Annotated in this window: 27 protein-coding genes; 13 read left to right on the top strand and 14 right to left on the bottom strand. The window is 69.3% G+C overall.

What is annotated here, in order from left to right; all coding sequences use genetic code 11:
* A partial coding sequence (locus A5787_RS10015; RefSeq protein WP_197507054.1) for an ABC transporter permease occupies nucleotides 1-1,131 on the bottom strand: 1,131 nt, incomplete at its 3' end.
* Between the two features lie 110 nt (nucleotides 1,132-1,241).
* Here A5787_RS10015 and A5787_RS10010 point away from each other — a divergent pair.
* Both A5787_RS10010 and A5787_RS10005 read left to right on the top strand, forming a co-directional pair.
* Nucleotides 1,242-1,805 (top strand): DUF3558 domain-containing protein, encoded by a 564-nt coding sequence (locus tag A5787_RS10010; RefSeq protein ID WP_156763867.1) that lies wholly within the window; start codon nucleotides 1,242-1,244, stop codon nucleotides 1,803-1,805.
* Nucleotides 1,802-2,344 (top strand): DUF3558 domain-containing protein, encoded by a 543-nt coding sequence (locus A5787_RS10005; protein ID WP_066965368.1) that lies wholly within the window; start codon nucleotides 1,802-1,804, stop codon nucleotides 2,342-2,344. Before A5787_RS10010 ends, A5787_RS10005 begins: the two co-directional genes overlap by 4 nt.
* Here the strand turns inward: A5787_RS10005 and A5787_RS10000 are convergent, their stop codons facing one another.
* On the bottom strand, nucleotides 2,345-2,845 hold the full coding sequence (locus tag A5787_RS10000) for a histidine phosphatase family protein (protein WP_066965388.1): 501 nt from the start codon (nucleotides 2,843-2,845) through the stop codon (nucleotides 2,345-2,347). It abuts the gene before it with no gap.
* A gap of 5 nt (nucleotides 2,846-2,850) precedes the next feature.
* Entirely contained in the window at nucleotides 2,851-4,278 is a 1,428-nt protein-coding gene (locus tag A5787_RS09995; protein ID WP_066965365.1) for a PE domain-containing protein, read from the bottom strand.
* A gap of 218 nt (nucleotides 4,279-4,496) precedes the next feature.
* On the opposite strand from A5787_RS09995, the gene A5787_RS09990 reads away from it, so the two are divergent.
* The 3 genes from A5787_RS09990 (at nucleotide 4,497) to A5787_RS09980 (ending at nucleotide 9,570) form a co-directional block, all read left to right on the top strand.
* Nucleotides 4,497-5,642: an exonuclease SbcCD subunit D gene (locus A5787_RS09990; RefSeq protein WP_066965362.1), complete on the top strand. Its 1,146-nt coding sequence runs from the start codon at nucleotides 4,497-4,499 to the stop codon at nucleotides 5,640-5,642.
* The gene (locus A5787_RS09985; protein ID WP_066965359.1) at nucleotides 5,639-8,254 is read left to right on the top strand and encodes an ATP-binding protein; all 2,616 of its coding nucleotides are present in this window, start codon (nucleotides 5,639-5,641) and stop codon (nucleotides 8,252-8,254) included. Before A5787_RS09990 ends, A5787_RS09985 begins: the two co-directional genes overlap by 4 nt.
* 62 nt (nucleotides 8,255-8,316) lie before the next feature.
* Nucleotides 8,317-9,570 (top strand): alpha/beta hydrolase, encoded by a 1,254-nt coding sequence (locus A5787_RS09980; protein WP_066965356.1) that lies wholly within the window; start codon nucleotides 8,317-8,319, stop codon nucleotides 9,568-9,570.
* On the opposite strand, the gene A5787_RS09975 is transcribed toward A5787_RS09980, so the two are convergent.
* From A5787_RS09975 to A5787_RS09960, 4 genes are read right to left on the bottom strand one after another with little or no spacing between them, the layout of a single operon-like run.
* Nucleotides 9,557-11,290, bottom strand: a complete 1,734-nt coding sequence (locus A5787_RS09975; RefSeq protein WP_082977143.1) for an ABC transporter family substrate-binding protein — start codon at nucleotides 11,288-11,290, stop codon at nucleotides 9,557-9,559. The genes A5787_RS09980 and A5787_RS09975 overlap by 14 nt on opposite strands.
* Nucleotides 11,283-13,118, bottom strand: coding sequence for an ABC transporter ATP-binding protein (locus A5787_RS09970; protein WP_066965350.1), 1,836 nt, complete (start codon nucleotides 13,116-13,118; stop codon nucleotides 11,283-11,285). The genes A5787_RS09975 and A5787_RS09970 overlap by 8 nt, the downstream gene beginning before the upstream one ends.
* Nucleotides 13,115-14,020 carry an ABC transporter permease gene (locus A5787_RS09965; protein ID WP_066965347.1) on the bottom strand — a complete coding sequence of 302 codons (906 nt, stop codon included), beginning with the start codon at nucleotides 14,018-14,020 and terminating at the stop codon, nucleotides 13,115-13,117. The genes A5787_RS09970 and A5787_RS09965 overlap by 4 nt, the downstream gene beginning before the upstream one ends.
* Nucleotides 14,017-14,991 (bottom strand): ABC transporter permease, encoded by a 975-nt coding sequence (locus A5787_RS09960; protein ID WP_066965344.1) that lies wholly within the window; start codon nucleotides 14,989-14,991, stop codon nucleotides 14,017-14,019. Before A5787_RS09960 ends, A5787_RS09965 begins: the two co-directional genes overlap by 4 nt.
* Nucleotides 14,992-15,118: 127 nt before the next feature.
* Between A5787_RS09960 and A5787_RS09955 the strand changes: the two genes are divergently transcribed.
* Complete coding sequence (locus A5787_RS09955; RefSeq protein ID WP_066965341.1) at nucleotides 15,119-15,610, top strand: carbonic anhydrase; 492 nt, start codon at nucleotides 15,119-15,121, stop codon at nucleotides 15,608-15,610.
* 15 nt (nucleotides 15,611-15,625) lie between these two features.
* On the opposite strand, the gene A5787_RS09950 is transcribed toward A5787_RS09955, so the two are convergent.
* Nucleotides 15,626-16,045: a PaaI family thioesterase gene (locus tag A5787_RS09950; protein ID WP_066965339.1), complete on the bottom strand. Its 420-nt coding sequence runs from the start codon at nucleotides 16,043-16,045 to the stop codon at nucleotides 15,626-15,628.
* A 146-nt stretch (nucleotides 16,046-16,191) separates the two neighbouring features.
* Here A5787_RS09950 and cysD point away from each other — a divergent pair, with 146 nt between their 5' ends.
* From cysD to A5787_RS09935, 3 genes are read left to right on the top strand one after another with little or no spacing between them, the layout of a single operon-like run.
* Nucleotides 16,192-17,121, top strand: coding sequence for a sulfate adenylyltransferase subunit CysD (gene cysD / locus A5787_RS09945; protein WP_066965336.1), 930 nt, complete (start codon nucleotides 16,192-16,194; stop codon nucleotides 17,119-17,121).
* Complete coding sequence (cysC, locus tag A5787_RS09940; RefSeq protein WP_066965333.1) at nucleotides 17,121-18,962, top strand: adenylyl-sulfate kinase; 1,842 nt, start codon at nucleotides 17,121-17,123, stop codon at nucleotides 18,960-18,962. The genes cysD and cysC overlap by 1 nt, the downstream gene beginning before the upstream one ends.
* Before the next feature lie 31 nt (nucleotides 18,963-18,993).
* Nucleotides 18,994-19,479, top strand: coding sequence for an RrF2 family transcriptional regulator (locus A5787_RS09935; protein WP_066965332.1), 486 nt, complete (start codon nucleotides 18,994-18,996; stop codon nucleotides 19,477-19,479).
* Here the strand turns inward: A5787_RS09935 and A5787_RS09930 are convergent.
* Together A5787_RS09930 and A5787_RS09925 are read right to left on the bottom strand one after the other, a co-directional pair.
* Nucleotides 19,476-19,865, bottom strand: a complete 390-nt coding sequence (locus A5787_RS09930; protein WP_066965329.1) for a VOC family protein — start codon at nucleotides 19,863-19,865, stop codon at nucleotides 19,476-19,478. The genes A5787_RS09935 and A5787_RS09930 overlap by 4 nt on opposite strands.
* Nucleotides 19,866-19,975: 110 nt before the next feature.
* Nucleotides 19,976-20,389, bottom strand: coding sequence for a VOC family protein (locus A5787_RS09925; protein ID WP_066965385.1), 414 nt, complete (start codon nucleotides 20,387-20,389; stop codon nucleotides 19,976-19,978).
* A 39-nt stretch (nucleotides 20,390-20,428) separates the two neighbouring features.
* On the opposite strand from A5787_RS09925, the gene A5787_RS09920 reads away from it, so the two are divergent.
* Complete coding sequence (locus tag A5787_RS09920; RefSeq protein ID WP_066965326.1) at nucleotides 20,429-21,307, top strand: LLM class flavin-dependent oxidoreductase; 879 nt, start codon at nucleotides 20,429-20,431, stop codon at nucleotides 21,305-21,307.
* Nucleotides 21,308-21,311: 4 nt separating this feature from the next.
* Here A5787_RS09920 and A5787_RS09915 read toward each other — a convergent pair whose 3' ends face one another.
* The gene (locus A5787_RS09915; RefSeq protein WP_066965322.1) at nucleotides 21,312-23,027 is read right to left on the bottom strand and encodes an NAD-binding protein; all 1,716 of its coding nucleotides are present in this window, start codon (nucleotides 23,025-23,027) and stop codon (nucleotides 21,312-21,314) included.
* Between the two features lie 172 nt (nucleotides 23,028-23,199).
* Here A5787_RS09915 and A5787_RS09910 point away from each other — a divergent pair, with 172 nt between their 5' ends.
* Nucleotides 23,200-23,661: an SRPBCC family protein gene (locus A5787_RS09910; RefSeq protein ID WP_066965319.1), complete on the top strand. Its 462-nt coding sequence runs from the start codon at nucleotides 23,200-23,202 to the stop codon at nucleotides 23,659-23,661.
* Here the strand turns inward: A5787_RS09910 and A5787_RS09905 are convergent, their stop codons facing one another.
* Together A5787_RS09905 and A5787_RS09900 are read right to left on the bottom strand one after the other, a co-directional pair.
* The gene (locus A5787_RS09905) at nucleotides 23,662-24,033 is read right to left on the bottom strand and encodes a nuclear transport factor 2 family protein (protein WP_066965316.1); all 372 of its coding nucleotides are present in this window, start codon (nucleotides 24,031-24,033) and stop codon (nucleotides 23,662-23,664) included.
* A gap of 11 nt (nucleotides 24,034-24,044) precedes the next feature.
* Complete coding sequence (locus A5787_RS09900) at nucleotides 24,045-24,593, bottom strand: DinB family protein (RefSeq protein ID WP_066965314.1); 549 nt, start codon at nucleotides 24,591-24,593, stop codon at nucleotides 24,045-24,047.
* Between the two features lie 85 nt (nucleotides 24,594-24,678).
* Between A5787_RS09900 and A5787_RS09895 the strand changes: the two genes are divergently transcribed.
* Nucleotides 24,679-25,215 carry an NUDIX hydrolase gene (locus tag A5787_RS09895; RefSeq protein WP_066965311.1) on the top strand — a complete coding sequence of 179 codons (537 nt, stop codon included), beginning with the start codon at nucleotides 24,679-24,681 and terminating at the stop codon, nucleotides 25,213-25,215.
* Between the two features lie 30 nt (nucleotides 25,216-25,245).
* Nucleotides 25,246-25,776, top strand: coding sequence for a pyridoxamine 5'-phosphate oxidase family protein (locus tag A5787_RS09890; protein ID WP_066965308.1), 531 nt, complete (start codon nucleotides 25,246-25,248; stop codon nucleotides 25,774-25,776).
* Here A5787_RS09890 and A5787_RS09885 read toward each other — a convergent pair.
* Nucleotides 25,764-26,306, bottom strand: a complete 543-nt coding sequence (locus A5787_RS09885; RefSeq protein ID WP_231993916.1) for a TetR/AcrR family transcriptional regulator — start codon at nucleotides 26,304-26,306, stop codon at nucleotides 25,764-25,766. The genes A5787_RS09890 and A5787_RS09885 overlap by 13 nt on opposite strands.
* Between the last annotated feature and the right edge of the window lie 6 nt (nucleotides 26,307-26,312).

The following is a 26,312-nucleotide window of genomic DNA, read 5'->3' as shown; positions in this document are numbered from 1 at the left end:
GATCCTGATGGCGGTGCTGATGGCGACGATGACGCTGGTGGTGCTGCCGGGCCGCGCCGTCAGCGAAATGTCTTGCAGCACTGGGCGGTCCGCACCCGGATAGCTGAAGCTGGCCCCGTCGAGTCGCACGACGCCGGTGATCCCGCCCCGCGGGAACCTGGGGTTTGGTGGGTCCTGCACCGCGGCGCGGGTCGCGAGCACCTCGGTGATCCGCTCGGCGCAGACGGACGCGCGCGGCAGCACCACCAGCGTCATCGTCGCCATCAGCACCGCCATCAGGATCTGGGTGAAGTAGGCCAGGAATGCGGTCAGCGAGCCGACCTGCATCTGACCCCGATCGATGCGCAGCCCACCGAACCAGATCAGCGCCACGCTGGACACGTTGATTGTCAGCGTGGTCACCGGCAGCATCAGCGCCTGCAAATTGCCCGTCGTCAGCGCCGTGTTCGACAGCGCGGCGTTGGCGCGCGCGAACCGGTCGCGCTCGTAACCCTCGCGCGCGAACGCCCGGACCACCCGGACACCCGACAGCTGGTCGCGCAGCACCCGGTTGATGCCGTCGATCAGGCCCTGCATCCGGCGCAGCAGCGGCAGCATGCGCGACATGATCAGGTAGTTGGCCACCGCCATGATCGGCACGCTGACCAGCAGCAGCCAGGTCAGCGCCGCGTCGACGTGGATGGCCATCACGATCCCGCCGGCGCACATGATCGGCGCGGTGATCAGGACGGTGCCGGCGATCTGGACCAGGTATTGGATCTGCCGGACGTCGTTGGTGCTGCGCGTCAAGAGCGTGGGCGCGCCGAAACGGGCGGTCTCGCGCTCGGAGAACGTGGTGACATGTTCGAAGATCGCCCGGCGCAGGTCGCGCCCGAAGCCCATCCCGGTCCGCGAGCCGAAGTACACGGCGCCGACGGCGCACAGCACCTGCAATCCGGTGACCGAGAGCATCACCATGCCGAGCTTGACGATGGTGGCCGCGTCGCCCTTGGCGACGCCCTCGTCGATGATCGCGGCGTTGACCGTCGGCAGGTACAGCGACGCCAGGATGCTGATCACCTGGAGCGCCATCAGCACCGCAACCGGCCGGCGGTACGGCCGGATGTACTGGCGCAGCAGTGCCAGGAGCATGTCGTAACTGTCGCACACGCCCGGCGCCGCGGTCGTGACCACCGCGTCGAAATGCCTGCTCACGCGCCGCGTCCGCGGTTGGCCCCCCGGCTGCCGCTACAGTGCATCGTGTGACCAGCAGTAGGCGAGGCGCGAGGGCGCTGGCTCTAGCGGCGTCGGCTCTGACGATCTTGATTCCGACAGTTGCGGGCTGCTCGGGTTCCGACAACAAGCCGGGAGCCACGGCATCGTCGACGCCTGGCGGCGGGGAGGGTCACCACGGGCCGATGTTCCCGCAATGCGGCGGCATCAGCGATCAGACGGTGTCGGACCTGACCAAGGTGACGGGGCTGGTGAACACCGCCCGCAACTCCGTGGGGTGTCAGTGGTTAGCGGGCGGCGGCATTCTGGGCCCGCACTTTTCCTTTTCCTGGTACCGCGGCAGCCCGATCGGACGCGAGCGCAAAACCGAGGAGCTGTCGCGCGCCAGCGTCGACGACATCAACATCAACGGGCACGGCGGCTTCATCGCCGTCGGCAACGAGCCCAACCTGGGCGACTCGCTCTGCGAAGTGGGCGTCCAGTTCCAGGACGACTTCATCGAATGGTCGGTCAGCTTCAGCCAGAAGCCGTTCCCGCCGCCCTGCGACATAGCCAAGGAACTGGCCCGTCAATCGATTGCGAACTCGAAATGATCAGAACCGCCCGTGCCGGCGCGGCCGTGCTGCTCGCTGCGCTGTTGGTCCTGACGGGTTGTTCGAGGTCCGTCGGGGGCAACGCCGTGAAGGCGGGCGGCAACGTCCCGCGCAACAACAACTCCCAGCAGCAGTATCCGAACCTGCTCAAGGAATGTGAGGTGTTGACCAGCGACATCCTGGCCAAGACCGTGGGCGCCGATCCGCTCGACATCCAGAGCACGTTCGTCGGCGCGATCTGCCGGTGGCAGGCGGCCAATCCGGCCGGCCTGATCGACATCACGCGCTTCTGGTTCGAGCAGGGCAGCCTGGGCAACGAGCGCAAGGTGGCCGACTTCCTGAAGTACAAGGTGGAGAACCGTTCGATCGCGGGCATCGAGTCGATCGTGATGCGCCCGGACGACCCGAACGGCGCGTGCGGCGTGGCCAGCAACGCGGCGGGCGTGGTCGGCTGGTGGGTCAACCCGCAGGCGCCCGGCATCGACGCCTGCGGGCAGGCCATCAAGCTGATGGAGCTGACGCTCGCCACGAACTCGTAGCTAACGCGGGACCTCGAAACCCGTCAGCGCGGCGCGGCCCGGTTCCAGTTCCGCCCACGGGCAGGGCACGGTCAGCACCGCGATCGCCGACGTCGGGAACTTCGTTGAAATGCGTTCCACGACAGCGTCGTCCGTGCCGCCGTCGGCCAACAGGAGCGCCAGCGCCGACGTCGTCGGCTCGTGACCGACGACCAGCAAGGTGCCGACGTCCTCGGCCGTCGCGTTGACCTCCTCGATCACCGTCCCCGGGGCGGCGCCGTAGAGCCACTCGCTGTAGCGCGCCGGGGCGGTGACGCGGGTGTTTTGCAGGGTCTGCCGCGCCCGCGTCGCGGTGGAGCACAGCACGGCGTCGACGGGTGGCATGTTGGCGCGCAGCCAATCCCCGGCCAGGCCGGCCTCCCGGATGCCGCGCGGCGCCAACGGCCGGTCGTGGTCGGCGACCCCGGACGGGTAGTCCGATTTCGCGTGCCGCATCAGCAGCAGGGTGTGCCGATCGTTCATCGGGTTCACACCGGCAGCACGATCCCGGTGGCCGGGCCCAGGCTGATCGGCTGGCCACCGGGGGGCAGGTAGCCGCCGGTGGTCCCGTAAAGACCGTAGAGCGGGCTGAGCGGGCCGTGCCCGGTGTAGATGTCGTTGATCCAGCCGGTGGACAGGGTGTACACGGCCTGGGTGTCGCCGCCCGGGGAGAAGGAGGTGACCAGCTGCGAGACGAAGTCGATGACGGGCTTGTTGCCCAGCAGCGAGTCGACATGCGATCCGTTGACCAGCTCCACCCCGGTGAACTGCCCCGGGTACAGACTGACCAGCTGGTTCGTGGTGGCGCCGAAGGCGTTCCACGGCTGCGGCGGCGAGGCCACCACATAGTCGGGGATGTTCAACGTCTTCAGGTTGGCGATCGCCGCCGCGAAGGCCGAAGAGTCATTTGCGACCCCGTCGAACATGATCACGCCGAGAAGGTGGTTGTTGCCGGTGGCCGCCCCGAGGTCCGCGATGTAGTCGCCGGCGGCGAGCGTGGCAAGGCCGCCGCCGGCGGAATGGCCGGTGATCATGAAATTTTGCGGCAGCGTGCCGTGGTAACCGGCCTGGTTCGCGCTGAGGTTCAGCGCCGTCTCGTTGCCCAGGAACAGCGAGCCCACCGCCTGGTGCATCTGCGTGCCGCCCAGCCAGGCGCCCATCGGCAACGGAATCGACGACACGGTGGGGACGACCACGATGCTGTCGGTGCCGTACGCCAGGGCGGTGGCCAGAGTGCCGTACCAGCCGCCCGTTCCCAGGAAGCCGTGCTGCAAATAGATGACGCCGCGGGCGTTCACCGTACCGTCCGCCTGCGTCGGGAAGTACCAGCGCGCGGGCGCGTCGTAGCCCTGGGGACCGACGGCGAGGTTGAGGTAGGAGAAGCCCTCCCGGACCCCGGTCACCGGGCCGGGGGTTCCCGTCCCCTGATACACCCCGCCGCTCTGGCTCGCGAGAGTCCCGTTGAAGAAGCCGGTGAGCAGCCTGCCGAGCAGGCCGGGCCCGCTGGTCCCGGTGACGGCGGGCCCGACGGCCCCTTCACCGAAGAGCGGATGCCCGGTCAGGTAGGTGAACGGTGAAAAGAAACCCACGTCGAAGAACTGCTGCTCCAGCCCCTTGACCAGCAGCGACACATTCGTGAGCTCGCCGGCGGCGTAGGTGGCTCCAGCCGCGCTCAACGTGCCCGCAAAGTGCGAATGAAGCAGCGTCGTCTGCGCGGTCAGCGCTTGAAACTCCTCGGCGAAGTCGCCGAAGAGATCCGCGATGGCCGTCGACACCTCGTCGGCAGCCGCCGTGGCGATGGCCGTCGTCGACGGAGCCGCCGTGGCGGAGGCCGCCCTGATTGACTGCTCGATACCGGTCAGATCCGCCGACGCCGCCGCAAGAGCCTCGGGTGCTGCGATCACTGACGACGGCATCGGCGGCTCCCATTCTCGGTGGGGAAATGCTAGACGAGGGCCGACCTCGCGCGGTTCGTAATGCGCGATTCGACAAGGAGAGCTGTGCTCGCCGCCCGTGCCCGGGCCGTTGCGCAGCCCACCGCGGACGTGCCGGGTGACGTCCCGCGTCTTGTCGGTACCCGAACCTAGACTTCGCGGTGCCCAGATAGCCACGCACTCGAAAGGGGGCCGCCGGGATGCGTTTCCTGCACACCGCCGACTGGCAGCTGGGGATGACTCGGCACTTCCTCGCCGGCGACGCGCAGCCGAGGTATTCGGCCGCGCGCCGCGACGCGGTGGCCGGCCTGGGCGCGCTGGCCGCGGAGGTGGGCGCCGAGTTCGTCGTGGTCGCCGGCGACGTCTTCGAACACAATCAGTTGGCCCCGCAGGTGGTCGGACAGTCCCTGGAAGCCATGCGCGCCATCGGGATTCCCGTCTACCTGCTGCCGGGCAACCACGATCCGCTCGACGCGTCGTCGGTGTACACCAGCGCGCTGTTCACCGCGGAACGTCCCGACAACGTCACCGTGCTCGACCGGGCCGGCGTCCACGAAGTCAGGCCGGGGCTCGAGATCGTCGCCGCGCCGTGGCGGTCCAAGTCGCCGACCACCGACCTGACCGCCGAAGTCCTCGACCGCATTTCGCAGGAACCGGTCATCCGCATCCTGGTCGCCCACGGCGGCGTCGACGTGCTGGACCCCGACCGCGACAAGCCGTCGCTGATCCGTCTCGCCAAGCTCGAGGACGCCCTCAACCGCGGCCTGGTGCACTATGTGGCCTTGGGGGACAAGCATTCTCGCACGCAGGTCGGCGAGAGCGGCCGGGTGTGGTACTCGGGCTCACCGGAGGTCACCAACTTCGACGACGTCGAGTCCGACCCGGGTCACGTGCTCGTCGTCGACGTCGACGTCGACGTCGACGCCGTCACGGTGCAATCCCGGCACGTCGGCCGCTGGCGGTTCGTCACCCTGCACCGCCAGGTCGACACCAGCCGCGACATCGCCGACCTCGACATGAACCTGGACCTGATGACCGAGAAGGACCGGACCGTGGTGCGGTTGGCGCTCACGGGTTCGCTGACGGTCACCGACCGCGCCGCGCTGGACGCGTGCCTGGACCGATACGCGCGGCTGTTCGCCCACCTGCGCACCTGGGACAGCCACACCGACCTGGCGGTCGTGCCCGCCGACGGCGAGTTCACCGACCTGGGCATCGGCGGGTTCGCCGCCGCGGCCGTCGACGAGCTGGTGGCAACCGCGCGGGCGGGCGACACCGAGTCCGCCGCCGACGCGCAGGCCGCGCTGGCGCTGCTGCTGCGCCTGGCCGATCGGGGGGCCGCGTGAAGCTGCACCGCCTCGCCCTGACGAACTACCGCGGCATCGCCCACCGCGAAATCGAGTTCCCCGACCACGGCGTGGTGGTGGTCAGCGGCGCCAACGAGATCGGCAAGACGTCGATGATCGAGGCGCTCGATCTGCTGCTGGAATCGCGCGACCGCTCCACCAAGAAGGAAGTCAAGCAGGTCAAGCCGACCCACAGCGACGTCGGATCGGAGGTCAGCGCCGAAATCAGCTGCGGCCCCTACCGTTTCGTCTACCGCAAACGGTTCCACAAGAAATGCGAGACGGAACTGACGGTCCTCACGCCGCGCCGGGAACAGCTCACCGGCGACGAGGCCCACGAACGGGTCCGCGCGATGCTCGCCGAGACGGTCGACAACGACCTGTGGCACGCCCAGCGGGTGCTGCAGGCCACGTCGACCGCCGCGGTCGATCTGTCCGGATGCGACGCGCTGTCGCGCGCGCTCGACGTCGCGGCGGGTGATACCGGCGCGCTACCGGGTACCGAGCCGCTGCTGATCGAGCGGATCGACGCCGAGTACGCCCGCTACTTCACCCCCACCGGGCGCCCCACCGGCGAGTGGGCCGCCTCGATCACGAGGCTGGCCGCCGCCGAGGCCGCGGTGGCGGAATGCGTTGCCGCCGTGGCCGAGGTCGACGACCGGGTCCGCCGCCACGCCGAGCTGACCGAGCAGCTGGCCGAGCTCTCGCAACAGCGGGCCGTCGCCGGCCCCCGGCTGGTCGCCGCGCAGGCCGCCGCCGACAGGGTCGCCGAACTCACCAACCAGGCGCGCGAGGCCGGGCTGGTCGCCGAGGCCGCCGCCGCGACCGGCGCCGCGTCCGCCGCCGCCCACGACGGGCGCGTGCGGCTGCTCACCGAAATCCAAAGCCGCACAGCGACCGTCGCCGCCGCAGCGGCCGAAGCGCAACAGGCCGAAGAAGCGCAAGCCACCGCCAAAGCCGACGCCGAGGCCGCGGCCGCCGCCGCCGAGCAAGCCGCCCTGCTGCTGACCGACCTGCAGCGGCGCGCCGAATCCGCCCGGCGCGCCGTCGATCACCTCGCGGCCCGCGAGGAGGCCGACCGGTTGGCCGCCCGGTTGGCCAAGATCGCGGCCATCGACCGCGACCGCGACCGGGTCTGCGCGGAGCTGGCCCCAGTGGTCATCACCGACGAGCTGCTGCGGCGCATCGAGGACGCCGCGGCCGCCGCCCACCGCATCGGCGGGCAGCTGGCGTTGACGTCCGCCGCGGTGGAATTCACCGCCGTCGCCGACGTCGAGCTCGCCGCCGGCGACCAACGGGTGTCGCTGCCCGCGGGTCAAAGCTGGTCGATCACGGCGACCGGACCCACCACGGTCGGGGTGCCCGGCCTGTTGACCGCGCGGATCACGCCCGGCGCGACGACCCTCGAAATCCAAGCCAAACATGCTGCGGCACAAGAGGAGTTGGCCGCGGCGCTGGCGGCCGGCGGTGCGACCGACCTGGCCGCGGCGCGCTCCGCCGACGCGCGCCGCCGCGAGCTGCGGGGGTGCCGCGACCAGCTGGACGCCACCGTGGCCGGGCTCTGCGGCGACGAACACGTCGATCAACTGCGGTCCCGGCTGGCCCAACTGCGCGCCGATCAGCCCGCCGAATCCAATGCCGCGACACCGGAAGCCGCCCGCGCGGAACTGGAGGCCGTCGAGGCCGCCCGCGCGAATGCGACCGGCCAGTGCGAGGCGCACCGCCGTGCCGCGGCCGCCGCCGTCGCCACGCTCGCCGAGTCGACAACGTGGGCAACGGTTTCGCAACACACGTTGGCGGCCCAGCGAACCGAGCTGGGCGCGGCCGCCGACCGGCTCGCCCGTGAGCGGGCGACGGTCAGCGACGAGGACCTCGCGTCCGCGGCCGAAGCCGCGCTCAAAGCGGCCGAGGCCGCGGAGCGTCGAGTGGCCGACCTGGCCGACGAGCTGGCGGCCGCGGCGCCCGACGCGGTGGCCGCCGAATGGGCCTCCGCCACAGCGGAATCGAAATCACTGGACGACCGCTACGAGGACGTCGCGCGCGCGTTGCGCGAAATCGGCATCGAGCTCTCGGTATTCGGCACCGAGGGCCGCCAGGGCAAGCTGGACGCCGCGCAGACCGAACGCGAGCACGCGGCCGGCGAGCACGCCCGCGTCGGCAGCCGCGCGCGGGCCGCGCAGCTGCTGCGCTCGGTCATGACTCGCCACCGCGACACCACCAGGCAGCGCTACGTCGAGCCGTACCGCACCGAACTGCAGCGGCTCGGCCGCCCGGTGTTCGGCCCCACCTTCGAGGTCGACATCGACAGTGGCCTGTGCATCCGCAGCCGCACGCTGGACGGGGTCACGGTGCCCTACGACTCGTTGTCGGGCGGGGCCAAGGAGCAACTCGGCATCCTGGCGCGGCTGGCCGGCGCGGCGCTGGTCGCCAAGGAGGACAGCGTTCCGGTGGTGGTCGACGACGCCCTGGGCTTCACCGACCCCGACCGGCTGGCCAGGATGGGGCGGGTCTTCGACACCGTGGGCGCGCACGGACAGGTGATCGTGCTGACGTGCAGCCCCGACCGGTACGACGGCGTCACCGACGCCCACCGCATTGACCTCAACGTTTAGCATGTAGCGCTCGACGGTATTTCTCCGAAGGTGTCACCGGGAAGCGTGGCGGACTGATCGCTATGACCATGAACGCGAAACGGCGTCGGCTGCAGGAAAAGCTGGCCGCGCTGCCCGGCGTGCGCCCGGTGCGTCGGCCGGTCTCGCCCGACAGCTCCGAAGAGTTCGACCTCTACTATGTGCGCAGCGGCCGCAAGTCCGCCCAGCCGCTGGTGATCATCCCGGGTGGCCCCGGGGTGGCGTCGGTCCAGATGTACAAGGGACTGCGGCGCCGGGCGGCCGCCGCCGGCCTCGACGTCATCATGATCGAGCATCGCGGTGTCGGATTGTCGCGCCACGACGACTCGGGCGCCGACCTGCCGCCGCGCGCCTTCACCGTGAACCAGGTCGTCGACGACGTGGCGGCGGTGCTCGACGACGCCCGCGTCGACTCCGCCGTCATCTATGGGACGTCGTACGGCACCTACATCGCGGCCGGGGTCGGCGTGCGCCATCCTGGCCGGGTCCACGCGATGGTCCTGGATTCCCCGCTGCTGTCCCGCCACGACATCGTGCTCGTGCGACGGGCGATCCGCCGGCTGCTGCTGCGGGGCGACAGCCCCGAAACCGCTCCGCTGGCCCCCAAAGTCCGCAAGCTCGTGGACGCCGGCGTGATGACGGCGGCGGCCACCCAGGTCGTCGCGACGATCTATGGCTATGGCGGTGCCACGCTGCTCGATCGCCAACTCGACCTGCTGCTGGAGAACCGGAAGTTGTTGTGGTGGGCGGTATCCCAGTTCGCCACCCTGGGCAACCTGCCGTACCGCTACGAGGAAGATCTGGTCAGCCGCATCGCGTTCCGCGAACTCGACTACGCCGCCGAGCCCGACGGCCTGCCGCTCGACCCCGCCGTCGCGGAGCGCGAAACCCGCACCCAGAAAGTCTCTTTCGAGGACGAGCCGTACGACCTGCCGGCCGAGCTGCCGCGATTCAACTGGCCCACGGCGGTGATTTCCGGCGGCCGCGATCTCATCACCCCGCCCCCGGTCGCCCAGCGGGTGGCGTCCCTGATTCCAAAGGCGGAGCTGTTGAAACTACCCACCATGGCGCACAGCGCGCTCGACTTTCGGGAACCCGCGGCGCTGGCCATCGCCGGCGCGGTGTGCCGCGGCGAACTCGAGGGCCTGGCCGCCCAGGCGCCGGCGCTGGATGCGCTCCCGCCCCGGCCCTCGATTCGCTTGCTGTGGAAGGCGATCGGGGTGGCCGCCATCGCCGAGGGCGCCCTGCCCGCCGTGCGGGTCCCCATGCTCTCGCGGTGGCGGCTCAGTTCCGCATGAACCCGATCGCGGTGTAATTCAGGTCGGCGAGGCCGACCGCGCCGAAGTTGGCCAGCGTGCTGCGCACCGCGACGTCACCGGGGGATTGGGTCAGCGGCAGGCTGAATCCCTCGGCCCAGATGAGCTTGTCGAGGTCGTTGGCCAGCGCCCGCGCCTTGGCGGGATCGAGCTCTTCGAGCGTCCGCTCGATCGCGGCGTCGATCTCCGGGCTGCCGATCTTGCCGAAGTTGCTCGCCCCGTCGGACTGGTAGATCTGCGTCAGCGACGACAGCGGGAACGCGTCGCCCAGCCAACCGAACTGCGCGATGTCGAAGGCCCCGACGTTGATGTAGTTGGTGAAGAAGCCGCTGCCGGACCGCGCGACCAGTTCGAGCTTGACGCCGATCTGGGCGAGGCTGTGCTGGGCGATCTGCGCGAACGCCCGGCTGCCCTGCGCGTCGTAGAACAGGTCACGGATCACCAGCTGGCGGCCGTCCTTCTCCCTGAACTGGCCGTTGAGCCTCCAGCCCAACCCGTCCAATTCCCGGCTCGCCTCGGCCGGGTCGTAGGGGACGATGAAGCTGTTGTCCTGGTAGCCCTCCTGCCCGGCGACGTAGATGTGGTTACCCAACGCCACCGGGTTGTTGGTCAGCCCGTACTGGACGACCTTGGCGATGGTCTGCCGGTCGATGCCCTTGGACACCGCGACGCGCAGCGCCCGGTCCTCCAGGATCGCCCCGTGGGCGCCGTTGAAGGTGAAGTGCGACCAGCTCGGTGCCGGCGCGCGGCGGATCGAAATGCCCTTGGTGCGTTGGGCGATCGTCAACTGGTCCACCGTGCCGACCCCGGTCGCGTCGATCGTGTTGTTCTGCAGCGCCGGAAGCCGGGCCGCGTCGTCGAGCACCAGGTAGGTGATGCTGTCCAGGCGCGGCCGCGCGCCCCACCAGCTCGGGTTGCGGGTCAAGGTGATTCGCTGCGTGGTCCGGTCCAACGAGGACACGACGAACGGACCGGCCGACGGGCCGGGCCCGTCGAGCTGGCCCTTGTTGAACGCCTCGGGCGTGGCGGTCATGCTGGCCGGCAGCAGCATGCCGTTGCCCGCGAACATGCCGCGCCACTCGGCGTACGGCTTGGCGAACGTCATGACGGCCTGCCGGTCGTCCACCCCGCGGGTGACCGACGCAACCCGGTCCGCGCCGCCCGGTCCGGCGATCTCGAAGTTCTTGTCGGCGCCGGACAGGGCGTGGATCTGGCTCGCGATGTCGCGCCAGGTGACCGGCGTGCCGTCGGACCACACGGCCTTCGGGTTGATGGTGTAGGTGACCACCTGCGGGTTGGTCCCGGTGAGCTCGACGCTGGTGAAGTAGTCGGTGTCGACGGTGGTCGACCCGTCCGGCCCGATCACGAACGCGCGCGGCAGGGTCGCCTTCATCATCCCGGCGACCTCGGCAGAGTTGCCGTCGATGCTCAGGATGTTGAAGTTCGGCGGAAAGTCGCTGAGGGCCAGCCGCAGGTTTCCGCCGTCCTGCAGCGTTGCCGGGTTCTGCGGATTGACGTCGCTGGTCGTGCCGATCGAGGCGTTGTTGCCGGTCGGGGCCGCCAGGTTGATGGCCGGCGAGCACCCGGTGAGCGCCAAACCGGCGATTACCGACAGGCTCAACACCCGTCGAGCCTGAGTCCAGAGCGTGCATTTGGCCCCAAACCACGCCCTGAGCGCAGTCTCGGCGCCCCGGCTAGACATGTTTCCCCGGATCCGGTTGCGGCACCGCGCCGAGCAGCTGCCGCGTGTAGTCGTGCTGCGGATTGCGGAAAAGCTCCTCGCTGTCGCCCTGCTCCACGATGGCGCCCGCATGCATCACCGCCACCCGGTGGGCCAGGTGCTTGACCACGGAAAGGTCATGGGAGACAAAGAGGTACGACAGGCCGAACTGCTCCTGCAGGTCGAGCAGCAGGTTGATGATCCCGGCCTGGATCGAGACGTCGAGCGCGGACACCGGTTCGTCGAGGGCCAGGATCTTGGGCTGCAGCGCGAGCGCCCGCGCGATGCCGATACGCTGCTTCTGGCCGCCGGAAAACTCGGCGGGGTAGCGGGCCGCGTCGGCGCGGCGCAGGCCCACGATGTCCAGCAGCTCGGCGACCCGCGCGTTGGTGGCGCTCTTGCCGAAGCCGTTGGCCCGCAACGGTTCAGCGATCAGCTCGAAGACGGGCAACCGCGGGTCCAGGGACGCCACCGGGTCCTGGAACACGACCTGGATGTCGCGGCGCAGCGCGCGCCGGCTCGCCGGGGTCAGGGAAGCCGCGTCGTTGCCCAGCACCTCGATCGACCCCGCCTGCGGCGCAACCAGTTCCAGGATTTCGTGCAACGTCGTCGATTTGCCCGAGCCGGATTCACCGACGATGCCCAGGGTGCGGCCCTGTCGCAGTTCGAAGCTGATGCCGTCGACGGCGCGGACCTCGCCGACCGTGCGGCGCAACACCACGCCCTTGGTCAGCTGGTAGGTCTTGACCAGATCGCGCACCCGCACCACGACGGACGAGTCGCCGGTCGCGGCCGCCCGGGCGGAGGTGTTGACCCCGTAGATGTCCGCGGCGCTGCGCTCGCCCACCTGGTCGGTGCGGATGCAGGCCGCCCGGTGGTCCGCGCCGACCTCGACCAATTCCGGCTCCGCAGCGCGGCAGTCGGCGATCACCAGCGGGCAGCGCGGCGCGAACGGGCAGCCCGGCTCGAGCCCCACCAACGACGGCGGCGCGCCGGGGATGGGCACCAGCCGGGTGCCCTGCGCGGCGTCCAACCGGGGCACCGATCCCAACAGCCCCACCGTGTAGGGCATCTGGCGGCCGCGGTAAAGCTCGGTCACGCCGGCGAATTCGACGACCCGGCCGGCGTACATCACCAGGGCCCGGTCGGCGAACTCGGCGACCACGCCGAGGTCGTGGGTGATGATGAGCACCCCGGCTCCGGTGACGTCGCGGGCGGTCTTGAGCACCTCCAGGATCTGCGCCTGCACCGTCACGTCCAGGGCGGTGGTCGGCTCGTCGCAGATCAACAGGTCGGGGTCGTTGGCGATCGCGATCGCGATGACGACCCGCTGCCGTTCGCCGCCGGACAGCTCGTGCGGAAACGCGCGGGCGCGCCCCTCTGGCTGCGAGATGCCCACCAGCTCAAGCAGTTCCACCGCGCGCCCGCGGGCGGCCTTGCGGCCGAGGTGCGGCTGGTGCACCTCGATCGCCTCGGCGATCTGGTCGCCGACGGTGTAGACCGGTGTCAGCGCCGACATCGGGTCCTGAAACACCATGCCGACCGCCTTGCCGCGAAACCGCGACATCGCGTCGTCACCGAGCCCCAGCAGCTCGGTGCCGTGCAACCGAACCGAGCCGCGCACGCGCGCGTATTCCGGCAGCAGCCCCACCACCGCCATCGCCGACACGGACTTGCCCGAGCCCGACTCGCCGACCATGGCCACCACCTCGCCGGGCTCGATGTGGTAGCTGATGCCGCGCACCGCGGTCACCGGTTGGCCGTCGGTCGGGAAATCGACGGCCAGGTCGGTCACTTCCAGCAGGCTCATCGGGCGCCGCTGCCCGGGTCGAGCGCGTCGCGCAGCCCGTCGCCGGTCAGGTTGGCGCACACCAGGATCAGCACCAAAACCCCGGCCGGAAACAGAAACACCCACGGGAACGTCGTCGCGGACTGGGTGCCGTTGGCGATCAGCGTGCCCAGCGACACGTCGGGCGGCTGGATGCCGAAACCGAGGAAGCTCAGTCCGGTTTCGGCGAGGATGGCCGAGGCGACGTTGAGCGCGGCGTCGATGATCAGGATCGACGCCACGTTGGGTACCACGTGGCCGACGATGATCCGGCGGCTGGAGACACCCATATACCGTGCGGCGCGGATGAATTCGCGCTCGCGCAGGCTCATGGTCATGCCGCGGACCATGCGCGAGCTGATCATCCAGCCGAAGGCGGCCAGCAGCAGCACCAGCAGCAGGACGCTGGACGACTTCTTGACCCGCGGCGTGAGGATCGCGATCAGGATGAAGCTGGGCACCACCAGCAGCAGGTCGACCACCCACATCAACACCCGGTCGCGCCAGCCGCCGAAATAGCCGGCGATTGACCCGACGGTGGCGGCGATGCCGGTGGAGATGAACGCCACGCAGACACCGATCAGCATCGACTTCTGCATGCCCCGCAGGATTTGCGCCAGCAGGTCCTGGCCCATCGCGTTGGTGCCCAGCCAGTGCCGGCCGTTCGGCGGCTGCAGCAGCGCGTTGAAGTCGAGGTCGTCGTAGGAGTAGGGCAGCAGCGACGGCAGGGCGTAGCAACCGACGAACAGCAGCACCAGTAGCGCCAGCGACGCCACCGCCAGCCGGTTGCGGGCGAACCTGCGCAGCACCAGGGTGCGCCGCGAGGCGAACTCCACCTCTTCCGGCGCCGAAAGCCCCTGGGCCGCAGACACATCTGAGCTCATGACACCCGCACCCTTGGATCGAGCGCCGCGTAGAAGACGTCGGACAGCAGGCCGGCCAGCAGCACCACCGTGCCGGAGAACAGGGTGATCGCCGCGATGATGTTGGTGTCCTGCGTCGAAATGCCCTGCACCAGCCATTCGCCCATGCCGTGCCAGCCGAAGATCTTCTCGACGAACACCGCCCCGGTGACCAGCCCGGCCACCCCGTAGGCGAACAGCGTCGCCAGCGGTATCAGCGCGGTGCGCAGCCCGTGTTTGAGCAGCGCGCGCCGGCGGGTGAGGCCTTTGGCGCGGGCGGTGCGAATGAAATCCTGGCCGAGGACGTCGAGCATCGCGTTGCGCTGGTAACGGCTGTAGCCGGCGGCGGCCATCAGCGACAGCGTCAGCGTGGGCAGGATCAGATGCCGCAACCGGTCGAGCAACTCGTGCCAGCCGCCCACCACGCCCGGTGAGGTCTCCCCGGTGTAGTCGAAGAGCTGCACGCCCGCGGCCCAGTTCACCCGGAGCGCCCCGAGGATCAACAGGTTGGCGATCACGAACGACGGGGTGCTGAGCACCAGCAGCGCCAGCATGGTGACGAGGCGGTCACTGATCCGGTACTGGCGGATCGCGCCCCAGGCCCCCGCCGCGATGCCCAGCACGGTGCCCACCACCGAGCCGACGACCAGCAGCCGCAGGGTCACTCCGACGCGGCGCCACAGCGTGGTGCCGACGGGCTGGCCGGTGACGGTGGTGCCGAAGTCGCCGCGGACCACGTGCGAGGCCCAGTGCGCGTAGCGGATCGGGATCGCCCGGTCCAGGCCGAGCGCGTGGGCCTTGGCGTCGATGACCGCCTGCGGCGGGCGTGGGTTGCGCTGCAGCAGGCTGTCCAGCGGCGAGAAGGCCAACGAAGTCAGGCAATAGGTCAGAAACGACGCCAGCGCCAGCAGCACGATGTAGTTGAGCACTCGGCGCGCCAGAAACCGGATCATGCCCGCCCGTTCCGCATTGGGACAGGTTAACCAGCCGGGCTCGTCCTTGTGATCCGGCTGATTTTCATGAGTGAATTACGGGCGGCACGTTGTTATTTTCAGGCCGCGATATTCCGAGGAGGCGTGCGTGACGGTTACCGATGACTACCTAGCCAATAACGCCCACTACGCGAGCGGTTTCACCGGTCCGCTGCCGATGCCGCCGAGCAAGCACGTCGCGGTGGTCGCGTGCATGGACGCCCGCCTCGACGTCTACCGCCTCCTCGGCCTCAACGAGGGGGAGGCCCACGTCATCCGCAACGCCGGCGGCGTCGCCACCGACGACGTCATCCGCTCGCTCGCCATCAGCCAGCGGCTGCTGGGCACCCGCGAGATCATCCTGATCCACCATTCCGACTGCGGGATGCTGACCTTCACTGATGACGACTTCAAGCGCGCCATCCAGGAGGAGACCGGAGTCAAACCGCCGTGGGCGGCCGAGGCGTTCCCCGATCCGGCCGAGGACGTCCGGCAGTCGCTGCGCCGCATCGAGAACAGTCCGTTCGTCACCAAGCACGTCTCGCTGCGCGGCTTCGTCTTCGACGTCGCCACCGGCAAGCTCGAGGAAGTCACCTTATAGCGGAAGCGGTCCCGATCAGCCCACCTTGTAGGTCGCCAGCGCCTTGGCGATCAGCGTGCCTTCGGCGTCGACGATCTCGGCCTCGCAGTTGATCAGTGACCGACCCCGCCGCAGCACCCGGCCGATCCCGATGACGTCGGTGGCGCGCGCGGGCGCAAGGAAATCCAGCGCCATCGACACCGTCACTCCGCGCAGTTGCGGGGGCGCGTCCGCGCCGCACCACGCCGCCGCCATCACGGCCAGGTCGGCCAGCGTCGCGATGGCGCCGCCGTGGACCATGTCGCCGACGGTGACATTGCTGGGATCCCACGGCAGCCGCAGCCGCACCTCGTCGTCGCCCAGCTCGTCGGCGACGATTCCCAGCTTCGCGACGAACGGCGATTGGGGGAGGAATTGCGCAATAACTTCGCGGCCGCTCTGCGTTCCAGTTGTCATGCGCCCATGCTTTCGCACCGGCCGGCCGCCGCAAATACCCGGGAGGTCATTGACACCGGCGGGGCCGCCTGGTTCCATAGATGGCAATGAGCATAAAGATGGTCAATCCGATCAGCTTTATCAGGAATAAGACGACGAGGTAGCCGATGACCAGCGCTGTGAACGCGGCCCCCGCCGCCGGCCAGTACGAGTTGAGCCACCTGCGCTCGCTCGAGGCCGAGGCGATACACATCATCCGGGAGGTGGCCGCCGAGTTCGAGCGGCCGGTGCTGCTGTTCTCCGGCGGCAAGGACTCCATCGTCATGCTGCACCTGGCGCTCAAGGCCTTCCGCCCCGGGCGGCTGCCGTTCCCGGTGATGCACGTCGACACCGGCCACAACTTCGACGAGGTGATCGCCGCCCGCGACGAACTGGTCGCCGAGTCCGGGGTGCGGCTGGTGGTGGCGTCGGTACAGGAGGACATCGACGCGGGACGCGTCGTCGAGACGATCCCGTCGCGCAACCCGATCCAGACCGTGACGCTGCTGCGCGCCATCCGGGAGAACAAGTTCGACGCCGCGTTCGGCGGCGCGCGCCGCGACGAGGAAAAGGCGCGGGCCAAGGAGCGGGTGTTCAGCTTCCGCGACGAGTTCGGCCAGTGGGACCCCAAGGCCCAGCGGCCCGAGCTGTGGAACCTGTACAACGGCCGGCATCACAAGGGCGAGCACATCCGCGTCTTCCCGCTGTCCAACTGGACCGAGTTCGACATCTGGTCCTACATCGGTGCCGAGAAGATCAAGCTGCCGTCGATCTATTTCGCGCACCGGCGCAAGGTGTTCAGCCGCGACGGCATGCTGCTCGCGGTGCACCGGCACATGCAGCCGCGCGCCGACGAGCCGGTGTTCGAGGCGACGGTGCGGTTCCGCACCGTCGGCGACGTCACCTGCACCGGATGCGTGGAGTCGGAGGCCTCCACCGTGTCGGAGGTCATCGCCGAGACGGCGGTGTCCCGGCTGACCGAGCGCGGCGCGACCAGGGCCGACGACCGCATCTCGGAGGCGGGGATGGAAGACCGGAAACGGCAGGGCTACTTCTGATGACAACGTTATTGAGGCTGGCCACCGCAGGCTCCGTCGACGACGGCAAGTCCACCCTGATCGGGCGACTGCTCTACGACTCCAAGGCCGTGATGGAAGACCAATGGGCGTCGGTGGAGAGGGCGTCGGAGGAGCGCGGCCACGACTACACCGATCTGGCGCTGGTCACCGACGGCCTGCGGGCTGAGCGGGAGCAGGGCATCACCATCGACGTCGCCTACCGCTACTTCGCCACTCCCAAGCGGAAATTCATCATCGCCGACACCCCCGGTCACATCCAGTACACGCGCAACATGGTGACCGGCGCGTCGACCGCCCAGCTGGTGATCGTGCTCGTCGACGCCCGCCACGGCCTGCTCGAGCAGTCCCGCCGGCACGCGTTCCTCGCGTCGCTGCTGGGCATCCAGCACATCGTGCTCGCCGTCAACAAGATGGACCTGATCGACTGGGACAAAGAAAGATTCGAGTGGATCCGCGACGAGTTCTATGCGTTCGCGGCGCGTCTCGACGTCCAGGACGTGGCCACCATCCCGATCTCCGCGCTGAACGGCGACAACGTGGTGACCAAGTCGGACAACGCGCCCTGGTACGAGGGGCCGGCGCTGCTGTCGCACCTCGAAGAGGTCTACATCGCCGGTGACCGCAACCTGGTCGACGTGCGGTTCCCGGTGCAATACGTCATCCGGCCGCACACCCACGAGCATCAGGACCACCGCAGTTACGCCGGCACCGTGGCCAGCGGGGTGATGCGCCCCGGCGACGAGGTGGTCGTGCTGCCGATCGGCAAGACCACCCGGATCACCGCGATCGAGGGCGCAGGCGGCCCTGTGGAAGAGGCGTTTCCGCCGATGGCCGTCTCGGTCAGCCTCGCCGACGAAATCGACATCTCGCGCGGCGACATGATCGCCCGCACCCACAACCAGCCCAGGGTCGCGCAGGATTTCGACGCGACGGTGTGCTGGATGGCCGACCAGGCGGCGCTGGAGCCCGGCCGCGACTACCTGATCAAGCACACCACCCGAACGACGCGCGCCCGGGTGACCGCGCTGGAGTACCGGCTCGACGTCAATACCCTGCACCGGGACAAGGCCGCAGAGGCGTTGCAGCTCAACGAACTTGGCCGCGTTTCGTTGCGCACCCAGGTTCCCCTGCTGCTCGACGAGTACACCCGTAACTCCAGCACCGGCTCGTTCATCCTGATCGACCCGAACACCAATGGCACGGTGGCGGCGGGCATGGTGTTGCGGGACGTCTCGACGCAGGCGTCGAGCCCGAACACCGTGCGGCACAAGTCGCTCGTCGGTGCGGGATCCCGGCCGCGCGGCAGGACGATCTGGTTCACCGGCCTGTCCGGCTCGGGCAAGTCCAGCGTGGCCATGGAGGTCGAACGGAAGCTGCTCGAAAGTGGTTTTCCCGCTTACGTTCTCGACGGCGACAACCTGCGTCACGGCCTGAACGCCGACCTGGGCTTTTCCATGGCCGACCGCGCGGAGAACCTGCGCCGGCTGGCGCACGTGGCGGCGCTGCTGGCCGACTCCGGCCAAACCGTGCTGGTGCCGGTGATCAGCCCGCTGGCCGAGCATCGCGAGCTGGCGCGCAAGGTCCACGCCACGAGCGGGCAGGAATTTTTCGAGGTGTTCTGCGACACCCCACTCGACGACTGCGAGAAGCGTGATCCCAAGGGGCTATACGCCAAAGCGCGCGCCGGCGAGATCGCGAACTTCACCGGCGTCGACAGCCCCTATCAGCAGCCGGAGAACCCGGATCTGCGGCTCACGCCGGATCGCGGCGTCGGCGAGCAGGCGCAGCTGGTGATCGACCTGCTGGAGTTGCGCCCCTAAGCACCGCTCGCGTCAATGGCACAATCCACACATGCGGATGTCGGCCAAGGCGGAGTACGCGGTGCGGGCGATGGTCCAGCTCGCGACGGCCGACCCCGGCACCCTGGTGACGACCGACGAATTGGCCCAGGCACAGGGCATACCGCCGCAGTTCCTCGTCGACATCCTCACCAACCTGCGCACCGACCGCCTGGTGCGCAGCCATCGCGGTCGCGAGGGCGGTTACGAACTGGCCCGCCCCGGACGCGAGATCAGCATCGCCGACGTGCTGCGCTGCATCGACGGTCCGTTGGCCAGCGTCCGCGACATCGGGCTCGGTGACCTGCCGTATTCAGGGCCCACCGCGCCGTTGGCCGACGTGTGGCGCGCGCTGCGGGCCAGCATGCGCTCGGTGCTGGAAGAAACGACCCTGGCCGACGTCGCGGCCGGCGCCCTGCCCAAGCACGTCGCACAGATGGCCGATGACTATCGCGACCAGGAACACACGCGGCACGGTTCACCGCGCAGCGGCGACTAGCCGCCCGAGCCGTAGGGGCGGGTCAGGATCTCCATGGCGTGGCCGGAGGGATCCAGGAAGTAGACGCCGCGGCCGCCGTCCCTGCGGTTGATCTCGCCGGGCCGCTGGCGGCCGGGATCCGCCCAGTGCTGCAGACCGCGCGAGGTGATCTTGCCGTAGATGGCGTCGAAGTCCTCTTCGGAGACGAGAAACGCGTAGTGCTGGCGCCGGATCTCGTCGCCCGCGGGGGCGTCGGCGTAGTCGAGGGTGGCGCCGTGCTCGAGCGCGACGGCCATGAAGTGGCCGAACGGTTTCGGGCTGGGCAGGCCGAACAGCTCGGCGAGGAATTCCGCGGATTCCCGCTTGTCGCGCGAGGCGACGATGGTGTGGTTGAAACTGATCGCCATAGTTCCCTTTTACCCCTCCGGGACCCCTACGCTCCCGCGAGCGCGCGTGTTTGTACGGCGACACGCCGCGCGGGCCGTCATTCTGCGCGCCCTCGCGGCGAAGAAGAGCCCTACTTCGGCGCCGTCAGCTCCAGCGCGATGTTGTCGGGGTCGCGGAACTCCAGGATGTACGACGGCCCAATGTCTTTGACGGGCTCGTGCCCCACGCCGACTTCGTCGAGATGGGCGGCCGCGGCGTCCAATTCGGCCTTGCTGCCGACCCGGAACGCGATGTGGTCGAGGCCGACGCGATCCTCGTCGAACCGGTCCGTCGCGACCGGCCGCAGCCCGAGCAGCGTGCCGCCGAGGTCGTAGATGACGCCCCCGAACAGGAAGCCGTATTGGCTGCGGGTGGCCTCGTCGGCGTTCTCGGGGACCTCGAGCAACACCGGCCAGCCGAAGACGCTCTCGTAGAACTGCCGGGACCGCTCGATATCGGTCACGGTCAGTCGGACGTGTGCGATGGAGGTGCTGGTGAAACCCATCCACCTCATGCTGCCAGAATCGCGTCTGTGCAGATAGCGATGACCATGCCGGTGATGGAGCCGGATCTGGATGCGGCCGTGCTCGAAAACTGGGCCCGCACGATCGACGAGGGCCCGTTCTCGTCGCTGTGCTGGGGTGAGCGGATTGCGTTCGACAACCCGGACAACCTGACGCTGCTCGGTGCGCTGGCGGCCTGGACTCGGCGGGTGCGGCTGCTGACGACCGTGATCGTGCCGCAGCTGCACGACCCGGTGATGCTGGCGAAGGCGCTGGCCACCGGCGACATGCTGTGCGGCGGGCGCCTCACGGTAGGCATCGGCGTCGGCGGCAGGCACGAGGACTATCACGCCGTGGGCGCCGACCCGGCGACGCAGACGATGCGCGGCATGGCCGACCGGGTGGCGGCGATGAGACGGGTGTGGGCCGGGGAAAAGCTCACCGAGTCGGTGCTGCCGGTGGGCCCGGCCCCGGTCCAGCCCGGCGGTCCGCCGCTCTTCGTCGGCAGCATCGGGCCGAAGACGATCCGCAGCGCCGCGGCCTGGGCCGACGGCCTGGCCGGCACCACGCTGGACCTCGACGTCGCCAAGCAGAACGAGCTGTTCGACGTGGCGCGCGACGCGTGGGCGCAGGCCGGCAGGCCCACACCGCATCTGGTGACGTCGTTCTGGTTCGCGTTCGGCCCGCCCGAGCAGGCCCGCGCCCAGGTGCATCGCCACCTCCGGCGCTACATGAACTGGATACCGGCCGAGTACGTCGACGCGATGGCGCCCATGACCGGCTGGGCCGGCAGCGAGGACGAGCTGTTGGCGATCCTGCGCAAGTTCGAGGGCATCGGCACCGACGAGGTCCAGCTCATCCCGACGAGTTCGGACGTCGACCAGCTGCGCCGCGCGGCCGACGTGGCGGCCCAGCTCTAGGCCGCTAGGCCGGGCGGCGCTCGCCGCCGATCTCGGGCTGCTGGGGAGGCTGCCCCTTGCGCAGCGTCGCGAGCAGCTCGCGGTACGGGCCGACGAGGTAGACGGTGTCCCCGGCGCACAGCCGCGCGTCGCGCCGCGGGTGCAGCTGCACCGGCGCGTCCTCCCGGGTGATCGCGATGACCCGGGTGTGGGTCGACAGCTCGAACATCCGCAGCCCGTCCAGTTCGCTGCGGGCCGCCACATGCATGCCGCCGACCATGAACGAGCGCTGCCCGACCCAGAACGTCCCGAGCACCTGCAGGCCCATGGCGGCGCCGATGAACCACGGTGCGGCCAATTCGACGGTCGAGCGAACGTGGTCGAAGCCGAACCGTTGTGACACGGCGACGCCCAGCGAACGGTCGAATATCCGCAGCACGATCGGCACATCGGGCCGGACAACTTCGGGCATCACCCGGGGGCCCAGCATCTCGCGCAGCACGATTCCTGTCTCGATGTTGACCATGTCGTCCTGGGTCAGCACGGCGACGGCGCGGGCGTGTTCGACGCGGGCCGACTCCAGGGTCTGAGCGAGCGTCGCGTCGCCGAACACCACGGGCACCTCGAGTTCGGCCGCCGTCGACAGGAAGCGGTTGTTCTCGTCGCGCTCGATGACCGCGACGTCGTATCCCGCCGCGACCAGATCCGCGGCGACGCGGCTGCCGAACGAGCCCAGCCCGACCACGATGATGTGATTGCGCAGGTGGCGCGCCTGCCGGCGGCCGGCGGAGTAGGCGAAGCGCCGGGACAACAGCAGGTCGGCGATGAATGCGACCAGCAGCGCGGTGGTCATCACCCCGGCGAACATCAAGGTGATGCTGAACAGCCGCAACCAGGTGGGTTGGTGCAGGAAGCTGAAGTCGCCGTAGCCGACGGTCGCGATCGTCTCGGTGCTGAAGTACAGGGCATCGAGCCACGTCATCCCGGGATGGGGCCGGTAGGCAAACCGCAACACGATCGTCGACCCGATCAGCAAGCCCAGCGCGGCGGCCAGCGCGCGGTAAAACGTCGGGTTGACGTCGTTGCGCAGGGTGCGTAACGCGTCGAAAGCCCGCCGGAGCTGGGGCGGGCGGGTGCGCACGCGGCTCGCCCGAGCGATCTTGATGCCCAGGCCGGCCAGCTCGTCGGGCGTGCCGATCATCGCGGTCCAGTCACCGGCGTGCACCGGCTGGTCGCGGCCCGGGCATGCCACCACCTCGCCGGGGTTGGGGGAGTTCGGGCCGTGAATCACCGCCACGGGCGCCAGATCGCCGTAGATCTCGCGCAGGGTTCCGTCGCGCGGCGCCTCGCCGTCGGAGACGACGAACTTGATGCCGGCCGCCTCGAACGGGTGCGTGCTGTGGGCCAGGCACGCCTCGACCACCGAGGGCGCGGCGAGATCGGCGACGTCCAGAATGGCCCCGGGGCCGTTGTCGTCGGCCACCGCTTCGCGGAGCACGTCATTGCCCAGCCGCGCGACCACCCGCACCCTTGGGTTGGCTTTCCTTGCCAGCAAGGCGATTTCGAGGTTTATCGCGTCGTCGTCCCCGGCGCAGACGACGGCGACAGCGCGGTCGGCCTCGACGTGGGCAAGCTCGGCGGGGCTGTTGAGCTTGACGACGCTGACGCCGGCGTTGTTCAGCTCGTCGATGATCGTCGTGGCCAGCGCGTCCTCACCGCTGACGATGATGTGCCGTCGCATGCTAGAGCGGTGGATCGCCGTCTCGTGGGGTCATCGATGCATTATCGCCGCCGACGCCGCAAGACACGAGTTTTACCCGGCCGAAACTCAGAATCGCCGCGCCGGGAGCGCCCCGCGCGGGAGCGGAACCATTGTGCCGCAAGCGAAGTCGCGGATGTGACATACTCGGGTCATGCCCACGGCGCGGCGCGGCCACAGCAGTATCGAGGTCGCCGCGTCCCCGGAGGCCCTGTACGACCTGATCGCCGACGTCACCCGGATGGGTGAGTGGAGCCCGGAGTGTTACCGCTGCGAGTGGCTGGACGGGGCGATCGCGGCGGCGCCGGGCGTGCGGTTTCGCGGATACAACCGGCTCGGCCGCATGCGCTGGCAGCGCACCGCGGTGATCGACATGGCCGACCGGGGCCGCGAATTCGGCTTCGCCACCGTCAACGACCGTGCCCTCCGCGAGGAAACCCGTTGGCGCTACACCATGGAGCCGTCTGCGTCGGGGACGTTGCTCACCGAGTCGTTCGAGTTCCTGTGGTGCTCGGTCGCCAACCGGCTCGCCGAGGCCCTGGTGCCCCGGGGACGCCAGGTCAACCGGGGCATCGAGGAGACGCTGCGGCGCATCAAACGCGCCGCCGAGGCCTGATCAGAGGACCTTGACGTCCGACGGCGACCAGAACGCCCGCATCGACGTGATCCTGGCGTCCTCGTCGAACGTCATGTGCGAGATGGGTGAGATGCGGCTGCGGCTGTCACCGGTGTGGAGCGTGAGGTGCCACAAGTACGCCGCCTCGCTGCCGCCGACGCGCAGCTCGGAGAGTTCGGTGTCTTTCTTGAGGTCTTGAAATCCCGCATAGAACTCGCGGATGGCGTCGTGTCCGCGCCGGACGTCCGATCCGATCGGGTCCTCGACGGTCGCGTCCGGGGCATACAGGTTGAGGATTTCGTCGGTTTTGCCGCCGGCGACGAGCTCGAGGTAGCGGTTGACGGTCTGCGCGATGGCTTCCTGGGAGGGCATGGCTTGGGAGGCTACTCCTGGCCGGGTGCGGCCGGCTTCGTCAGCGTCAGCTGGCGCCGATGATGGTCATAGTGCTGACCTGGGTAGCGGTAAACATCCGCCAATGTCATGTAGTCGCGGAAGTAGGGGTCCCAGTCGGCCGGATAGTGCATGCCCCGTCCGAAGGCGTGCTCGGGCGCTCGGTGTAGCGACCGTTGCAGCGCATCGATCACGCGGTCCAGCTTGGCGGCCATCCGCTTTCGGTTGTAGACGCGTGCGGCGAAACGCGATCCGTAGAAGTTGATCCCGTCGAATGCGGGTGTGACCGCGTTGAGCAGCCGCGCATAACCGCGGCTGACGGAGTCGGGGAGCCGGTCAAACAAGCGCACCAGCAACAGGAGGCGCTGCACGACCATGTATCCGAACACCATGTGGAACAGCAGCTCCTCGTTGTTCCACCGGGTCCCCATGGTCGGTTTGGCCCAATCGTCGTCATCGGCGATCTCGACGAGGTGGTGGAAGTCGGTGCGCGCCCGGTCGAGGTCGGCGGCGAGAGCTGCGCGGTCGGTTGGTTGTGGCATACCTTGCCTCGCTGTGAGGTGAAGCGATCACGGTAAACCCGTCCCGGCGCAGAGGCAACGCACTGTTCGCCGCGATACTGGCGGGGTGCCTTTCATCGAATGCGTAGCGTCCCGCGAGATCTATCGGAACCACTGGCTCGCGATCCGGGAGGACGACATCCGCCGTCCCGATGGGAGTCTGGGCATCTACGCCGTGGTGGACAAGCCGACGTACGCGCTGGTGATGCCCTACGACGGGAACCGGTTTCGGCTGGTGGAGCAGTTCCGCTATCCGCTCGGCGCGCGGCGCTGGGAGTTCCCGCAGGGCAGCGCTCCGGACCTTGTCGAGGCCGAGCCGGCCCGGTTGGCCGAGCGCGAGTTGCGCGAGGAGACGGGACTGCGCGCGACGTCGTTCGAGGCGCTCGGCCAGCTCGACGTCGCCGCGGGGATGAGCAGCCAGCGCGGCTGGGTGTTCCTGGCCACCGGGATCGCCGAGGGCGAATCGGATCGCGAGCACGAGGAACAGGACATGCGCAGCGAATGGTTCTCGCGCGAAGACGTTGAGCAGATGATGCGCACCGGGGTGATCACCGACGCGCAGTCGATCGCCGCCTACGGCCTGTTCCTGCTGCGCGAGCGATGATTTCCGGGCCCGGAACCGGTCAATACCGGCATGACGATCACAGAGCGCAATCTCGACGGATACGGAGCACCGACGATTGAGTGGGGCCGCGTCAAGGCCGTGCTGGACGGCGAGCTGACGCAGGCGCCGGAAACGGGCGGTCCGCGGCGGCACACGGTGTGGCTGACCACGATCAATCCCGACGGCAGCCCGCATGTGATGCCGGTCGGGGTGGCTCGGTGGGACGGGGCCTGGTATTTCACCTCCGGCCCCGCGACCCGCAAGTCCCGGAACTTGGCCCGCGACGCCAGGTGCGTGCTCAGCGTCGCCACCGATCCGTTCGACCTCGTCATCGAAGGTGCCGCCGAACGGGTCGCCGATCCAGCCGAATTGGCTTCGGTGGCGGCCACTTTCGCCCGCGGCGGGTGGCCGTGCGAGGCTGCGGGCGATGCGCTGACGGCGGAGTTCAGCGCCCCGTCCGCCGGCCCGGCGCCGTGGTATGCCTATCGCGTTCGCCCGTCGACGGTGTTCGCGCTGGGCACCTCGGAACCGTTCGGCGCGACGAAGTTTCAGCTCGACTGAGCGGAGAGGCCGGCCGCGGCCCGGATCTGCCGGCGCGCGGCGGTGCGGTCGGCGTCGGGAAAGATGTAGTGGCTCAGCGCGGTTCGCGCGACGGCACCGGCGAGGTCGGCACTGTCCACCGCGGTGACGAAGGCGCCCTCGCGGGCGCAGCGCCGCAATACGCTCGTCAGCCCGTCGGCGAGCATCGGCAACGCCTGCGCCATCTGGTCGTGCGCGAACGCCGGTTCCAGGTCGAGCAGCCGGCCGGGCGGCTGGGCCTCGACGAAGGTCGCGACGACGTCCACCGCGGCCTCCAGCCGCGCGACCCCGACGACGCCGGACATCGCGTCGTCCATCGCGGCGTTGAAGCGCCGGCGCTCGCGTTTTCCCAGCGCGTCGACGAGCTCCTCTTTGGACGCGAAGTACCGGTAGAGCGTGGGCCGCGACACCCCGGCCCGGGCCGCCACGTCCGACAGCGACAACTTGCGGGCCCCCGCCCGGAACACCAGCCGCTGGGCCGCGTCGAGGATCCGATCGGCCAGATCCACCACGGCGGC

The organism is Mycobacterium sp. 852002-50816_SCH5313054-b (assembly GCF_001667185.1).
Lineage (GTDB): Bacteria > Actinomycetota > Actinomycetes > Mycobacteriales > Mycobacteriaceae > Mycobacterium.
The sequence above is the reverse complement of the archived record's forward strand: the minus strand, read 5'-3'. Positions and strand labels throughout refer to the sequence as shown.

Coding starts and splice junctions, on each gene's coding strand:
- A5787_RS10005 (WP_066965368.1), top strand. CDS start 1,802: ATGATCAGAACCGCCCGTGCCGGCGCGGCCGTGCTGCTCGCTGCGCTG.
- A5787_RS10000 (WP_066965388.1), bottom strand. CDS start 2,845: ATGAACGATCGGCACACCCTGCTGCTGATGCGGCACGCGAAATCGGAC.
- A5787_RS09995 (WP_066965365.1), bottom strand. CDS start 4,278: ATGCCGTCGTCAGTGATCGCAGCACCCGAGGCTCTTGCGGCGGCGTCG.
- A5787_RS09990 (WP_066965362.1), top strand. CDS start 4,497: ATGCGTTTCCTGCACACCGCCGACTGGCAGCTGGGGATGACTCGGCAC.
- A5787_RS09980 (WP_066965356.1), top strand. CDS start 8,317: ATGACCATGAACGCGAAACGGCGTCGGCTGCAGGAAAAGCTGGCCGCG.
- A5787_RS09975 (WP_082977143.1), bottom strand. CDS start 11,290: ATGTCTAGCCGGGGCGCCGAGACTGCGCTCAGGGCGTGGTTTGGGGCC.
- A5787_RS09970 (WP_066965350.1), bottom strand. CDS start 13,118: ATGAGCCTGCTGGAAGTGACCGACCTGGCCGTCGATTTCCCGACCGAC.
- A5787_RS09965 (WP_066965347.1), bottom strand. CDS start 14,020: ATGAGCTCAGATGTGTCTGCGGCCCAGGGGCTTTCGGCGCCGGAAGAG.
- A5787_RS09960 (WP_066965344.1), bottom strand. CDS start 14,991: ATGATCCGGTTTCTGGCGCGCCGAGTGCTCAACTACATCGTGCTGCTG.
- A5787_RS09950 (WP_066965339.1), bottom strand. CDS start 16,045: ATGACAACTGGAACGCAGAGCGGCCGCGAAGTTATTGCGCAATTCCTC.
- cysD (WP_066965336.1), top strand. CDS start 16,192: ATGACCAGCGCTGTGAACGCGGCCCCCGCCGCCGGCCAGTACGAGTTG.
- cysC (WP_066965333.1), top strand. CDS start 17,121: ATGACAACGTTATTGAGGCTGGCCACCGCAGGCTCCGTCGACGACGGC.
- A5787_RS09935 (WP_066965332.1), top strand. CDS start 18,994: ATGCGGATGTCGGCCAAGGCGGAGTACGCGGTGCGGGCGATGGTCCAG.
- A5787_RS09930 (WP_066965329.1), bottom strand. CDS start 19,865: ATGGCGATCAGTTTCAACCACACCATCGTCGCCTCGCGCGACAAGCGG.
- A5787_RS09925 (WP_066965385.1), bottom strand. CDS start 20,389: ATGGGTTTCACCAGCACCTCCATCGCACACGTCCGACTGACCGTGACC.
- A5787_RS09920 (WP_066965326.1), top strand. CDS start 20,429: ATGACCATGCCGGTGATGGAGCCGGATCTGGATGCGGCCGTGCTCGAA.
- A5787_RS09915 (WP_066965322.1), bottom strand. CDS start 23,027: ATGCGACGGCACATCATCGTCAGCGGTGAGGACGCGCTGGCCACGACG.
- A5787_RS09910 (WP_066965319.1), top strand. CDS start 23,200: ATGCCCACGGCGCGGCGCGGCCACAGCAGTATCGAGGTCGCCGCGTCC.
- A5787_RS09905 (WP_066965316.1), bottom strand. CDS start 24,033: ATGCCCTCCCAGGAAGCCATCGCGCAGACCGTCAACCGCTACCTCGAG.
- A5787_RS09900 (WP_066965314.1), bottom strand. CDS start 24,593: ATGCCACAACCAACCGACCGCGCAGCTCTCGCCGCCGACCTCGACCGG.
- A5787_RS09890 (WP_066965308.1), top strand. CDS start 25,246: ATGACGATCACAGAGCGCAATCTCGACGGATACGGAGCACCGACGATT.